The organism is Curtobacterium sp. MCSS17_005 (genome assembly GCF_003234225.2).
Classification (GTDB): domain Bacteria; phylum Actinomycetota; class Actinomycetes; order Actinomycetales; family Microbacteriaceae; genus Curtobacterium; species Curtobacterium flaccumfaciens.
Genome location: NZ_CP126258.1, coordinates 2,436,615 through 2,450,005, shown reverse-complemented (window position 1 = coordinate 2,450,005; position 13,391 = coordinate 2,436,615). Strand labels below are relative to the sequence as shown.

Below are 13,391 nucleotides of genomic sequence, written 5' to 3'. Positions count from 1 at the left end.
CCACCAGCAGGCAGCGGCGCCTGCTCCAGGGCAGTGTCGTCGAACCCAGTCGATGCTCCCTGGTGATCTCAATGAGGAGACAACGCTGTGAAGACAACACGCTCCAGGGTGCGGTTCGCATCCGTTGCCGGGGTCGCCGTCATCGGCCTCGTGCTCACCGGCTGCTCGAGCGGGAGCTCCGGCGCCGGCTCGGACGACGCCGAGAGCGGCCAGGACAGCCGCGGCCCCATCACCTACGTGCAGGGCAAGGACAACTCGAACGTCGTCCGCCCGCTCATCGCGAAGTGGAACAAGGCCCACCCGGACGAGAAGGTCACCTTCAAGGAGCAGTCCGACCAGGCCGACCAGCAGCACGACGACCTCGTGCAGCACTTCCAGGCGAAGGACGAGAACTACGACGTCGTCGACGTGGACGTCGTCTGGACCGCCGAGTTCGCCGCGAAGAGCTGGCTGACACCGCTGACCGGCGACATGGAGATCGACACCTCGAAGCTCCTGCCGTCGACGGTGAAGACCGCGACCTACAACGACACCCTCTACGCCGCACCGCAGACCTCGGACGGCGCGCTGCTCTACTACCGCAAGGACCTCGTCAAGACGCCTCCCACCACGTGGAAGGAGATGATGGACGACTGCAAGATCGCGAAGGACGCCGGCATCGGTTGCTACGCGGGGCAGTTCGCGAAGTACGAGGGACTCACCGTCAACGCCTCCGAGGCGATCAACGGCTCCGGCGGTTCGGTGCTCGGCAGCGACGGTGCGCCCGACGTCGACACCGACAAGGCGAAGGCCGGCCTGCAGAACCTGGTGGACGCGTTCGAGGACGGGAACATCCCGGCCGAGGCGATCACCTACCAGGAGGAGCAGGGCCGCACCGCGTTCGAAGCCGGCAAGCTGCTGTTCCTGCGCAACTGGCCGTACGTCTACAGCCTCGCCAAGACCGACGGCTCGTCGAAGGTCAAGGACACCTTCGGCATCGCGCCGATCCCCGGTGCCGACGGCGTCGGTGCCTCCACGCTCGGCGGCCACAACGCCGCGATCAGCGTGTACTCGAAGCACAAGGCCACGGCGCACGACTTCCTCGAGTTCCTGACCTCGGACGAGACGCAGAAGTTCTTCGCGACCCAGGGCTCGCTCGCCCCGGTCGTCGGTGACCTGTACACCGACCCCGAGCTGACGAAGCAGCTGCCCTACCTGCCGACGCTCCTGAAGTCGATCGAGTCGGCGGAGCCGCGCCCGGTCACGCCGTTCTACCCGGCGGTCACGAAGGCGATTCAGGACAACACCTACGCGGCGCTCAAGGGATCGAAGTCGGTCGACGAAGCCATGAAGGACATGCAGGACGCCCTCAAGTCGGCGACCAGCAGCTAGCGGCTCACGCCGCTTGATGGACGGGAGGCCCGTGGCGGGGCCGCCACGGGCCTCCCGTCCGCCCCGTACTTGCGTTCCGACACCCCCGGCAAGGAGGCCGACACGTGTCAGCAGCAACCGAGATCCCCGCAGCCATCCCCAACCCGACGGGCATGGAACCGAAGCGCCAACGGCGCAAGGGCGGACTCAACGCCGAGCACGGCCGGTGGGCCGTGTACCTCATCGGCCCGACGATCCTGCTCCTCGCGATCGTCATCGGCTACCCGGTCGTCAGTGCGATCATCCAGTCGTTCCAGCTCGACCAGGGCCTCGACAAGGCCACCGGCCTGTTCGTGCAGGGCGGGTTCGCCGGCATCACGAACTACGCGCACTGGCTCGGCCAGCAGTGCGGCAACGTCACGTGCCCGCCCGGCAGCCTCGGTTCCCAGTTCTGGGTGTCGATGGGCAACACGTTCTTCTTCACCGTCGTCACCGTGCTCGCCGAGACGGTGATCGGCGTGTGGATGGCCATCATCATGAACCGCAACTTCAAGGGCCGCGCCCTCGTCCGTGCCGCGATCCTGGTGCCGTGGGCGATCCCGACGGCCGTCACCGCGAAGCTCTGGTACTTCATCTTCGACGCGAACGGCGTGCTGAACCACGTCCTCGGGCAGCAGATCCTGTGGACGAGCGGCGAGTGGGCATCCCGGTGGGCGGTCATCATCGCCGACACCTGGAAGACCACGCCGTTCATGGCGCTGCTCATCCTGGCGGGGCTGCAGCTGATCCCGGAGGAGGTCTACGAGGCGGGCAAGATGGACGGCGCGTCGACCTTCCAGCGCTTCGTGCTCATCACCCTGCCGCTCATCAAGCCCGCGCTGATGGTCGCGATCCTGTTCCGCGTGCTCGACGCGCTGCGCATGTACGACCTGCCCGCGATCCTCACCGGCGGTGGCGGTGGTTCCGGCAACGCCACCACGACCCTGTCGATCCTGGTCGTCGAACAGATCCGGCAGGGCTTCAACTCCGCGTCGGCCCTGTCGACCATCACCTTCCTGGTGATCTTCATCGTGGCGTTCGTCTTCGTCCGGTTCCTCGGCGCCAACGTCGTGCAGACGCAGGCCGCCCAGCAGAAGGGTGAACTCAAGTGACCCTCGCAGCAGACCGCCCCCGGTCCTCCGCAGCAGCACGCGACCGCGCCGTCGACCGCACCGAGGTGCGCGTGCGCCGCGACACCGGGCCGCGCATCCGCACGGCCGTGCAGGCGATCGTCATCGCCGTGTGGTGCCTCCTGCCGTTCTACTGGATGGTGGTGACGAGCTTCCGCGACGTCGGGTTCACGTTCGACGCCACCCCGTGGCCGACGCACGTCACGCTCGACAACTACGCGACGGCGTTCTCCACGTCGCTCGGCAACCACCTCGGTCGGGCGCTCGCCAACAGCCTGCTCATCGGTGGGGTCGTGACGATCATCGCCCTGCTCGTCGGCACCACGGCGGCGTACGCCCTCGCCCGGCTCGAGTTCCGCGGCAAGTCGCTCATCGCCGGCGCGATCCTGGCCGCGTCGATGTTCCCCGGCGTCGCCCTCATCTCGCCGCTGTTCCAGCTGTTCACCGACATCGGGTGGATGGGGTCGTACCAGGCGCTCATCCTGCCGAGCATCTCGTTCGTGCTGCCGCTGACCGTGTACACGCTCGCGTCGTTCTTCCGCGAGATGCCGTGGGACCTCGAAGAAGCAGCCCGCATCGACGGGTGCACCCGGGTGCAGGCGTTCCGCCGCATCATCCTGCCGCTCGCGGCGCCCGCGGTGTTCACCACGGCGATCCTGGCGTTCATCTCGAGCTGGAACGAGTACCTCATCTCGTCGCAGCTGTCGAGCGACGCGACCCAGCCGGTGACCGTGGCGATCGCCTCGTTCGCCGGGTCGCAGCCGCACCAGGAGCCCTACACGGCGGTGATGGCCGCCGGCACGATCGTCACGATCCCGCTCGTTATCCTCGTGCTGATCTTCCAGCGGCGCATCGTGGCGGGGCTCACCGCCGGCGGCGTGAAGGGCTGACGACCATGGCCCAGCGCGGACCCACCCGTCCCACCGCCCACATCGAGGAGTCGATCGGCTTCGTCGGGATGTTCGGCGTCCTGTTCCTCGGCGTCACGGTGTTCTGCGAGCTCACCGGGCGACCGGCGCTCGGCTGGGCGCTCACCCTGCTCGTGTGCGTGCTCGGCGTCGTCGCCCTGGACCGGTGGCGGGTCGCCGTCCTCCGCCGGACCGCACCGCAGGACGGCACGGGTGCGTCCGTGCCCCGGGGCATCGGCGCTGCGCCCGCGGTCGCCCCGGTGCACACGTCGGTCACCGACCCCACCGGTCGCCGACCCCGACCCGGCGCGGACGGACGGGTGCACCAGCACGCCGGCTGGGACGAGGTCGCACCGGCTGCACGACGGCCGGCGCGCCCCGCACGGGTGTCGCAACGCCGGGCGGACCGCGGCGTGCCCACGGTGGCGGCCCGACGGGGTGGACCCGACACACCGGCGGACGTGACACACGGCACGGACGGCTGACGGGCCTCCCGGGTCGCACCGATGGGGATCCAGGAGATCGCGACCGTCACGGGGCTGTCGAAGTCCACGGTGTCGCGGGCACTCCGCGGCATGTCGAACGTGGCGGACACCACGATCGAGCAGGTGCAGCGGGTCGCGGACGAACTCGGGTACGTCCCGAGTTCGGCGGCGGCCGGCCTCGCCACCGGGCGTCAGCGCGCCGTCGGGGTGGTCGTGCCCGTCATCGACCGCTGGTTCTACGTCAAGGCGCTCGGCGGTGTCGACGCGGAGCTCCGCCAGGCCGGGTACGACCTGGTCCTCTACAACCTCGGCGGCCCGGGCGGCGACCGCGACCGGGCGTTCCGACGCTCGATGCTGCGGCACCGCGTCGACGGCCTCGTGCTGCTCTCCCTGGTGCTCGACGCCACCGAACGGGCCGAGCTCGAACTCAGCCGGCACCCCATCGTCGTCATCGGCGGCCCGGCACCGGGCCTGCGGAACGTGGGCGTCGACGACCGCGAGGTCACCCGGATCGCGGTCGAGCACCTGCACAGCCTCGGCCACCGGCGCATCGCCTACGTCGGCGGGCAGGACGAGGCCGGCATGAACGTCGCCGTGCCGCACCTGCGGCGGGACGGGTTCCTCGACGCCGTGCGGTCGTCGGGACAGGCCGTGCCGGAACGGTGGTCGCTCGACGGCCGGTTCTCGTTCGCCGGCGGGACCGCCGCCGGAGCCGTGCTGTTCTCCGAGCCGACGTCGGAGCGACCGACGGCGGTGCTCTGCGCCTCGGACGAGATGGCCCTCGGCGTCCTGCTGGCCGCACGCCGAGCCGGCCTCGCGGTCCCGGAGGACGTGTCCGTGATGGGGATCGACGGCCACGAGTACGGCGCCACCGTCGGACTCACCACCGTCGCGCAGGACCCGGTGGCACAGGGGCGCACCGCTGCACGGGCGGTGCTCGCCGAGGTCGACGGCGGTGTCGCCGGCCCGATCGCGGCGGCACCAGCGCACCTGGTCGTCCGCACGACCACGGGCCCCCGCCCGCACGGTCCCGCGTAGGGTCGCCCGCATGGAGGTCACCAAACTCGAACACGCCTGCCAGGTCATCACCGAGGGGGACGCCCGCCTGGTCCTCGACCCGGGGAACTTCACCCGACCGGTCGACGCGACCGGGGTCGTCGCCGTCGTCGTCACGCACGAGCACCCGGACCACGTCACCTCCGAACAGGTCCGCCGGATCCTCGACGCGAACCCCGGTGCCGTCGTCATCGGACCGGAGGGGGTCCGCGCGGCGCTCGCCGAGGCGGACATCACCGTGGACGTCGTCACGGACGGTGACCACCGGACGGTCGGCCCCTTCGCGCTCACCTTCCACGGCACGCGGCACCAGCTGATCCACGCCTCGGTGCCGATCGTCGACAACACCGGCGTGCTCGTGAACGGCCGGCTGTTCCACCCGGGCGACTCCTACTCGGACCCGGGCGTCCCGGTCGAGGTCCTCGCGGCACCCGTCGGAGCGCCGTGGCTCAAGGTCGCCGAGATGATGGACTACGTCGCCGCGATCGCGCCGTCCCGCGCGTACCCGATCCACGAGGCCACCCTGTCCGAGATCGGCCTCGGCATGCACACGGGGCGGCTCCGCGAGGCCGTCGAGCCCGCCGGGTCGCTCGTCGTGCTGCGTCCGGAGGAGTCGCTCACGCTCTAGGGCTGCGCTGCGCGGCCGGGAGGCCCGTGGTGGCGCCGCCACGGGCCTCCTGTCCGCATCGTGTGCAGTAACGGTCGGGTCCGTGCGCCCGAGGCGACCATTTCTGCTCACGAAGCGCGGCGCAGTCGCGCCGCGATCAGGCGGTCGAGCGCCAGGGCGTCCCACGGAGCGTGCCGCTCGGCGTCGTTGTCGAAGTACACGTAGACGTCACGGCCGGCCTCGGCGTGCTCGAGGACCGTCGTCGCCCACCCGCCGAGCGCCCGGGGCGAGTACCCGTCGTGGTAGGTCCGGGGTGCACCGTGCAGCCGGAGGTACGCGAGCGGTGCCCCGGTGTCCGCCCGGAAGCGGGGGAAGTCGCCGGCGTGCGAGTCGACGAGGGCGACGCGGTGCCGACGCAGCACGTCGAGGTGCTCGTCGCCGAAGCCGGCGGCCCGGACCTCGAGCGCGTGGTGGATCGACCTCGCCGGTTCCTCGGGCACCACGAGACCGTCCGGTTCGCCGGGGACCTTGTCGTCGTGGTGGCGTGCGAGCTCAGCGGCGGCACCGTGCGTCCGGGGGAGCAGCCCGAGGAACGCGTCGAGCACCTCGGGCGTCGGCAGCAGGCGCTCGGGCAGCTGCCAGAGCACGGGCCCGAGGGTGTCCCCGAGCTCCAGCGGACCCGAGGCGAAGAAGTTCGCCAGCGCGGTCTCGACGTTCCGGAGCCGAAGCATGTGCGTGACGTACCGGCCGCCCTTGACCGCGAACCGGAACGGCTGCCCGCCCGAGGCCGCACGCCACGCCCGGTAGCGCGCCGGGCGCTGCAGCGAGTAGAAGGATCCGTTCAGCTCCACCGTCGGGAACCGCGACGCCACGTGCTCGAGCCACCGCCGCTTCGCGAGGCCCTCGGGGTAGAAGTCCCCACGCCAGCCGTCGTACTGCCACCCGGACAGGCCGATCCGGACCGTGGCCGAGGGGCTGCCGCCGACGTGTCTGGCCCGGGCGATCGCGTCGTGGTCCGCCGTCATCGACCCACCGTATGCCTGCTCCGACATGGCGGCACACCCGGGCGACACGCCCCGTTTTGGTGCGGATGCGAGCCTTGTGCAATACTTGTCGAGTTGTCGGAACGGCCCCATCGTATAGCGGCCTAGTACGCTGCCCTCTCACGGCGGTAACGCGGGTTCGAATCCCGCTGGGGTCACCACAGGTGACATGCTCCGAGTCCGACAACAGCCGCGGCCCCATCGTATAGCGGCCTAGTACGCTGCCCTCTCACGGCGGTAACGCGGGTTCGAATCCCGCTGGGGTCACCAGCACGCAAACCCCCGTCCAGCTCCGGCTCGACGGGGGTTTCGTCGTCTCGGCTAGCCTGGACCGTCCCCGTCGTCCGGGGAACGATCGCCTCGCGACGGGAGCACGATGTACGCCGAACGCCCACCGCACCTGCGCTGGAGGCTCGTCGCCCTCGTCGCCCTCGGCGGCGCGATCGGGACGGCAGTCCGCGCACTCCTCGCCGCGGCGTTCCCCGCGGACGACGGGATCAGCTGGACCATCCTCGCGATCAACGTTCTCGGGGCGTTCTGCCTCGGGTTCCTGCTCGACGCGCTCGCACGCCGTGGCCCGGACGTCGGTCGTCGTCGCGCGGTCCGGCTGTTCGTCGGCACCGGCGTCCTCGGTGGTTTCACGACCTACAGCACGCTCGCGGACGACACCGCGCAGCTGCTCGACCTGGGCCGCTGGTCGGCGGGCACCGGGTACGCCCTGCTGTCGGTCGTGCTCGGACTCGTCGCGGTCGTCCTCGGTCTGTGGGTCGCCGCGGCCACCCGGCCCCGCACCCGCCCCGAGCCGCTGCCGGACGCCCGATGAGCCCGGTCGAACTGGTCCTGGTCGCGGTCGGCGGGGGAGCCGGCGCCGCCCTGCGCTTCGTGCTCGACGGCGTCGTCAAGGGCCGCCTCGCCGGTTCCCGGTTCGCCGGGTTCCCGGTCGGGACCCTGCTCATCAACGTGTCCGGATCGCTCGTGCTCGGGGTCCTGACGGGCCTCGGGCAGGCGGGCGCCGTCCCCGCCTCGACGGTCGCTGTGCTCGGGACGGGCATGATGGGTGGGTACACGACGTTCTCGACGGCGAGCGTCGAGACCGTACAGCTCCTCCGATCCGGCAAGACCCGGCTCGCCGTCCTGAACGGCCTCGGGATGCTCGTCGTCTCGGTCGGCGCAGCTGCGCTCGGCCTCTGGATCGGAAGGAACTCATGACCTCGGAACGCCCCGGCGAACTCGTCCTCGTCCGTCACGGAGAGACGGAGTGGTCGAAGAGCGGGCAGCACACCGGCCGCACCGACATCCCGCTGACCGACAACGGTGTCGAGCAGGCGAAGCGCGCGGGCCGGTACCTCGGGGACCGGTCGTTCGCGCTGGCGCTGTCGAGCCCGCTGCAGCGCGCCCGTGACACCGCGCATCTGATCGGCGTCGAGCCGGAGCTCGACGAGGACCTGTACGAGTGGGACTACGGCGCGTACGAGGGCCTCACCACCCCGCAGATCAAGGTGCTGCGCCACGGGCCGTGGGACCTCTGGACCGACGGGGTCCCAGCCGGCGACACCCCCGGTGAGAACGCCGCCGAGGTCCGGGTCCGCGTCGAGCGCATCCTCAACCGTGCCCGACCGGTGCTCGCCGAGGGCCACGACGCGGTGTTCATCGCCCACGGCCACGTGCTGCGGGCGCTCGGTGCCGCGTGGATCCGGCTCGCGCCGCAGGACGGCGCCGTGCTGAAGCTCGGCACTGCCTCGGTCAGCATCCTCGGCTACGAGCACGGCCGCCCCGTCATCGACGCCTGGAACATCCAGCCGCGCGACTGACGCGGGGGTGGGGCGTGCGGTGGTCGCGACCACGTACGGACGGGAGGCCCGTGACGGCGCCGCCACGGGCCTCCCGTCCGCCGTCCACGCTCGTTCCTTCCCCTGTCACGCGCGATGGCGGGCGGAATCGGGCATTCCTGGTCGAAACGAACGACCAGGAACGCCCGCTTCGACCAGGTACGCCCGGTTCGACCAGGTACGCCCGGAACGACCAGGTACGCCCGGTTCGACCAGGTACGCCCGGTTCGACCAGGTACGCCCGGAACGACCGGGCGCGTCAGACGGTCCGGATCGCGCTCGTCGCACCCAGGGCACGGCCACGGCGGCGCTCGATCGCCCGCCCGACGAGCAGCAGCCCCACGCTGACCACGGCACCGAGCACGGTCTGCGCGATGCGGTCGAGCGCCAGCAGCTGGGGTGCCTCGGGCAGGCTCAACCACGACACCGCCAGGGCGAGCGGGGTGAGGAACAGCAGGCACACGGCGTAGTTCCGGGCCACGAAGATCTCGGCGAAGAACTGTCCGACGACGGCCAGCACGACGATCCACCACGCCGACGGCTCGAGCAGCAGGATGCCGACCGCGATGACCGTGCCGCCGATCGTGCCCACCACACGCTGCCCGGCGCGGACGACGGTGTGCCGCTGGCGGATCGCCGGCAGGGTCGAGACCACCGCGATGACCGCCCAGTAGGGGTGCCCGAGCCCGGGGATCGACTCCGCGACCGCGCCGGCGACGAGTGACCCGACGACGTTGAGCGCGACGGTCTCCCACAGGGCCGGCGTCCGCAGGACCGCGAGCGAGCGGTGCTTGCGCTCGGCCAGCGGGCGGAACCGGTGCGGGGCGTGCGGGTGGAACACCCGGCGGAGCACCGCTCCGGACATCGCGACGAGCCAGGCCCAGACCACCGAGCAGACGATGATCGTCGTGACGAGCGGGACGTCGGCCGGGCGCATCGGCACGAGTGCGGACACCACGAACGCGAACACCGGGAAGATCGGCTGCGCGGGGATCGCCCGGAGCGTGGAGAGGGTGCAGACCGCGACCACCAGGACGACGACGAGACCCGCGGCCTGCAGCCAGAGCGGCGACCCGAGGAGCCCGACCCCGATGCCGGCGAACATGCAGAGCGCCTGCAGTGCACCAGCGACACCGGTGGTGACGGCACGCTGCCGGTAGGGCTCGGTCGCACCGAAGATGGCGGTGAACCCGGCGAACATGGCGAAGGCGGCGTACCCCGGCATGCCGAGGGTGATGAGCAGCGCGAGCGGTGCGCCACCGGCGATCGCGGCGCGTGCCGCGCCCTCGAGGTTGATGGTCCGGGTCGAGTGCGCAGGTGTCGTCATGTCGTCACCATCTTCCCACCGCGACGGGTGTCGGGGAGTCGCCACGGGCCTCCAGGCTGTGCCGCCACGGGGTGACGGACCCGCGACGGGCGGGGTGCCGCGCGTTGGTATACCAATGGTAGAGTCGCCTGATCGGGCCGCGGTCGCGGCGCAACGACGAGGACGAGGAGGGCTGAGCTCATGGGAAAGACGCTCGCCGAGAAGGTGTGGGACGACCACGTCGTGGTCAAGGGCGAGGACGGCAACCCCGACCTCCTCTACATCGATCTCCACCTCGTGCACGAGGTGACGAGTCCGCAGGCGTTCGACGGCCTGCGGCAGGCCGGGCGACCGGTGCGTCGCCTCGACCTGACGATCGCGACCGAGGACCACAACACCCCGACGCTCGCCATCGACCGCCCCATCGCGGACCCGACGAGCCGGATCCAGATCGAGACCCTCCGTCGCAACTGCGAGGAGTTCGGTGTCCGGCTGCACTCCCTGGGCGACAAGGAGCAGGGCATCGTCCACGTCGTCGGTCCGCAGCTCGGCCTGACCATGCCCGGCATCACCGTGGTCTGCGGCGACTCGCACACCAGCACCCACGGGGCCTTCGGCGCGATGGCGTTCGGCATCGGCACGTCCGAGGTCGAGCACGTCCTCGCCACGCAGACCCTGCCGCTCAAGCCGTTCAAGACGATGGCGATCACGGTCGAGGGCACGCTGCGCCCGGGGGTGACGGCGAAGGACATCATCCTCGCCGTGATCGCGAAGATCGGCACCGGCGGCGGACAGGGCTACGTGCTCGAGTACCGCGGCTCCGCGATCCGCGCGCTCTCGATGGAGGGCCGCATGACGATCTGCAACATGTCGATCGAGGCCGGTGCCCGCGCCGGCATGGTCGCCCCCGACCAGACCACCTACGACTACGTGCAGGGCCGCGACCACGCGCCCACCGGTCAGGACTGGGACGACGCCGTCGCGTACTGGGAGACCCTCGCCACCGACGACGACGCCGTGTTCGACGCCGAGGTGTTCATCGACGCGGACGAGCTCGAGCCCTTCGTCACCTGGGGCACGAACCCCGGCCAGGGCGTCTCGCTGTCCGAGAGCGTGCCGGACCCGGCCGCCTACAGCGACCCCAACGACCAGGCCGCCGCACGCCGTGCCCTGGAGTACATGGACATCACCGCCGGCACCCCGATGAAGGACATCGCCGTCGACGCGGTGTTCATGGGCTCCTGCACGAACTCGCGCATCGAGGACCTGCGGGCCTTCGCGTCGATCATCAAGGGCCGCACCAAGGCCGACGGCGTCCGGGTGATGGTCGTGCCCGGCTCCGCGCGGGTTCGGCTCGAAGCCGAAGCCGAGGGGCTCGACAAGGTGTTCACCGAGTTCGGTGCCGAGTGGCGGTTCGCCGGCTGCTCGATGTGCCTCGGGATGAACCCGGACCAGCTGGCACCGGGGGAGCGCTGCGCGAGCACCTCGAACCGCAACTTCGAGGGTCGCCAGGGCAAGGGCGGCCGCACGCACCTGGTGTCGCCGCTCGTCGCCGCGGCCACCGCGGTGCGCGGCACGCTGTCCAGCCCGTGGGACCTGGAGACCGACGACTCGCTGGCGTCGATCACCGGCCGATCCGACGCGACGACCACCGCCACCGAGGGGACCTTCTGATGGACAAGATCACCACCGTCTCCGGCATCGCCGCGCCGCTCAAGCGGTCCAACGTCGACACCGACCAGATCATCCCCGCGGTCTACCTGAAGCGCGTCACGAAGACCGGCTTCGAGGACGCCCTGTTCGCCGGGTGGCGGCAGGACCCCGACTTCGTGCTGAACCAGGAGCGCTACCAGGGTGCCCGTGTGCTCGTCGCCGGCCCCGACTTCGGCACCGGATCCTCCCGCGAGCACGCCGTCTGGGCGCTCCGTGACTTCGGCTTCACGGTGGTCGTCTCGCCCCGTTTCGCGGACATCTTCAAGGGCAACGCGGGCAAGCAGGGCCTGGTCACGGCGATCGTGACCGAACCGGAGGTCGAGCGCCTGTGGGCCGCCATCGAGGCGAACCCGGGCATCGAGGCGACGGTCGACCTCGAGACGCAGCGCGTGTCGCTGGGGGATGTGGACGTCCCCTTCGAGATCGACGCTTACACTCGTTGGCGGTTGATGGAAGGGCTCGACGACATCGGGCTCACCCTCCGTGACGAGACCTCGATCACGGAGTTCGAATCCCGCCGCTCCAGTTGGCGGCCGAAGACATTGCCGGTGAAGTAGTGAACTCTCTCGTACAGGACGCAGCGGCCGCAGGGGCGCGCGTGGGCCTCAAGTCGGACGAGATCGTCATCCGCGGGGGCAAGCCGCTCGTGGGACGCATCGAGGTCCGTGGGGCGAAGAACCTCGCGACCAAGGCCATGGTGGCGTCGCTGCTCGGTGACACCCCGTCGATCCTCCGTGACGTGCCGGACATCTCCGACGTCAAGGTGGTCCGCGGGCTGCTCGAGGTGCACGGCGTGCGCATCACCGATCCTGCACGAGGCGAACTCATCCTCGACCCGTCGCGGGTCGAGTCGGCGCACTTCGCCGAGATCGACGCGCACGCCGGTTCGAGCCGCATCCCGATCCTGTTCTGCGGCCCGCTGCTGCACAAGCTCGGCGAGGCGTTCATCCCCGACCTCGGCGGCTGCCGCATCGGGGACCGCCCGATCGACTTCCACCTCGACGCCCTCCGCGCCATGGGCGCGGTCGTCGACAAGCAGGTCAACGGCATCCACCTGACGGCCCCGGACGGCCTGAAGGGCGCCTCGATCGAGCTGCCGTACCCGAGCGTCGGCGCCACCGAGCAGGTCCTGCTCTCGGCGACCCTCGCCAAGGGCGTCACCGAACTGCGGAACGCCGCGATCGAGCCCGAGATCATGGACCTCATCGCGATCCTGCAGAAGATGGGCGCCATCGTCTCGGTCGAGCCGAACCGCGTCATCTTCATCGAGGGCGTCGAGTCGCTCCGCGGCTACACGCACCGCGCGATCAACGACCGCAACGAGGCCGCGAGCTGGGCCTCCGCCGCGCTCGCCACCAACGGTGACATCTTCGTCGAGGGCGCGAACCAGCAGGAGCTCATGACGTTCCTCAACGTCTTCCGCAAGGTCGGCGGCGGGTTCGACATCCAGGAGGACGGCATCCGGTTCTACCGTGAGCTGGACACCCTGAAGCCCGTCGTCATCGAGACCGACGTGCACCCCGGCTTCATGACGGACTGGCAGCAGCCGCTCGTCGTCGCGCTGACCCAGGCCGACGGCCAGAGCATCGTGCACGAGACCGTCTACGAGAACCGCTTCGGCTTCACCGACGCGCTGAACGAGATGGGTGCCGACATCGTCGTGCACAAGGAGGGGCTGCCCGGCCACGACCGCCGTGTCGCCCGCCGCCCGTTCGAGCAGGCCGCCGTCATCACCGGTCCGACGAAGCTGCACGCCGCCAACGTCCGGGTCCCCGACCTGCGCGGCGGGTTCAGCCACCTCATCGCGGCGCTGACCGCCGACGGCGAGTCGCACATCACCAACGTCGGCATCATCAGCCGCGGCTACGAGCACTTCATCCCGAAGCTGCGCAAGCTCGGCGCCGACTTCGACTTCGCTGGATAGG

The 13,391-nt window shown here is 70.6% G+C and carries 14 protein-coding genes and 2 tRNA genes; 14 read left to right on the top strand and 2 right to left on the bottom strand.

Going from position 1 to position 13,391, the window contains the following annotated elements:
* Nucleotides 1–87: 87 nt before the first annotated feature.
* The 6 genes from DEJ20_RS11750 to DEJ20_RS11725 all read left to right on the top strand — a co-directional run bounded on the left by DEJ20_RS11750 (nt 88) and on the right by DEJ20_RS11725 (nt 5,596).
* Nucleotides 88–1,371: an ABC transporter substrate-binding protein gene (locus tag DEJ20_RS11750; RefSeq protein ID WP_111236516.1), complete on the top strand. Its 1,284-nt coding sequence runs from the start codon at nt 88–90 to the stop codon at nt 1,369–1,371.
* A 152-nt stretch (nt 1,372–1,523) separates the two neighbouring features.
* Nucleotides 1,524–2,501 (top strand): carbohydrate ABC transporter permease, encoded by a 978-nt coding sequence (locus DEJ20_RS11745; RefSeq protein WP_111236515.1) that lies wholly within the window; start codon nt 1,524–1,526, stop codon nt 2,499–2,501.
* Nucleotides 2,502–2,566: 65 nt separating this feature from the next.
* Nucleotides 2,567–3,409 (top strand): carbohydrate ABC transporter permease, encoded by an 843-nt coding sequence (locus tag DEJ20_RS11740; protein WP_241660376.1) that lies wholly within the window; start codon nt 2,567–2,569, stop codon nt 3,407–3,409.
* A gap of 5 nt (nt 3,410–3,414) precedes the next feature.
* Nucleotides 3,415–3,912: a hypothetical protein gene (locus DEJ20_RS11735; protein ID WP_111236514.1), complete on the top strand. Its 498-nt coding sequence runs from the start codon at nt 3,415–3,417 to the stop codon at nt 3,910–3,912.
* 21 nt (nt 3,913–3,933) lie between these two features.
* Nucleotides 3,934–4,950: a LacI family DNA-binding transcriptional regulator gene (locus DEJ20_RS11730; RefSeq protein ID WP_111236513.1), complete on the top strand. Its 1,017-nt coding sequence runs from the start codon at nt 3,934–3,936 to the stop codon at nt 4,948–4,950.
* Nucleotides 4,951–4,960: 10 nt separating this feature from the next.
* Entirely contained in the window at nt 4,961–5,596 is a 636-nt protein-coding gene (locus DEJ20_RS11725; RefSeq protein ID WP_111236512.1) for an MBL fold metallo-hydrolase, read from the top strand.
* A 107-nt stretch (nt 5,597–5,703) separates the two neighbouring features.
* On the opposite strand, the gene DEJ20_RS11720 is transcribed toward DEJ20_RS11725, so the two are convergent.
* Nucleotides 5,704–6,600, bottom strand: coding sequence for a DUF72 domain-containing protein (locus tag DEJ20_RS11720; RefSeq protein ID WP_111236511.1), 897 nt, complete (start codon nt 6,598–6,600; stop codon nt 5,704–5,706).
* A gap of 103 nt (nt 6,601–6,703) precedes the next feature.
* Here DEJ20_RS11720 and DEJ20_RS11715 point away from each other — a divergent pair.
* The 5 genes from DEJ20_RS11715 to DEJ20_RS11695 all read left to right on the top strand — a co-directional run bounded on the left by DEJ20_RS11715 (nt 6,704) and on the right by DEJ20_RS11695 (nt 8,429).
* Nucleotides 6,704–6,779 (top strand) — tRNA-Glu (locus DEJ20_RS11715).
* 33 nt (nt 6,780–6,812) lie between these two features.
* Nucleotides 6,813–6,888 (top strand) — tRNA-Glu (locus tag DEJ20_RS11710).
* A gap of 106 nt (nt 6,889–6,994) precedes the next feature.
* Nucleotides 6,995–7,441: a fluoride efflux transporter FluC gene (locus DEJ20_RS11705; RefSeq protein ID WP_111236510.1), complete on the top strand. Its 447-nt coding sequence runs from the start codon at nt 6,995–6,997 to the stop codon at nt 7,439–7,441.
* Entirely contained in the window at nt 7,438–7,827 is a 390-nt protein-coding gene (gene crcB / locus DEJ20_RS11700; RefSeq protein ID WP_027465909.1) for a fluoride efflux transporter CrcB, read from the top strand. The genes DEJ20_RS11705 and crcB overlap by 4 nt, the downstream gene beginning before the upstream one ends.
* Nucleotides 7,824–8,429 carry a histidine phosphatase family protein gene (locus tag DEJ20_RS11695; RefSeq protein ID WP_027465908.1) on the top strand — a complete coding sequence of 202 codons (606 nt, stop codon included), beginning with the start codon at nt 7,824–7,826 and terminating at the stop codon, nt 8,427–8,429. Before crcB ends, DEJ20_RS11695 begins: the two co-directional genes overlap by 4 nt.
* A gap of 277 nt (nt 8,430–8,706) precedes the next feature.
* Here DEJ20_RS11695 and DEJ20_RS11690 read toward each other — a convergent pair whose 3' ends face one another.
* Entirely contained in the window at nt 8,707–9,774 is a 1,068-nt protein-coding gene (locus tag DEJ20_RS11690; RefSeq protein ID WP_111236509.1) for an FUSC family protein, read from the bottom strand.
* Nucleotides 9,775–9,954: 180 nt separating this feature from the next.
* Here DEJ20_RS11690 and leuC point away from each other — a divergent pair, with 180 nt between their 5' ends.
* The 3 genes from leuC to murA are packed head-to-tail and all read left to right on the top strand — an operon-like array spanning nt 9,955 to nt 13,390.
* Entirely contained in the window at nt 9,955–11,427 is a 1,473-nt protein-coding gene (gene leuC, locus DEJ20_RS11685) for a 3-isopropylmalate dehydratase large subunit (protein ID WP_111236508.1), read from the top strand.
* Complete coding sequence (gene leuD / locus DEJ20_RS11680; protein ID WP_071244876.1) at nt 11,427–12,023, top strand: 3-isopropylmalate dehydratase small subunit; 597 nt, start codon at nt 11,427–11,429, stop codon at nt 12,021–12,023. Before leuC ends, leuD begins: the two co-directional genes overlap by 1 nt.
* Complete coding sequence (murA, locus tag DEJ20_RS11675; protein ID WP_071405672.1) at nt 12,023–13,390, top strand: UDP-N-acetylglucosamine 1-carboxyvinyltransferase; 1,368 nt, start codon at nt 12,023–12,025, stop codon at nt 13,388–13,390. The genes leuD and murA overlap by 1 nt, the downstream gene beginning before the upstream one ends.
* Nucleotide 13,391 lies beyond the last annotated feature (1 nt).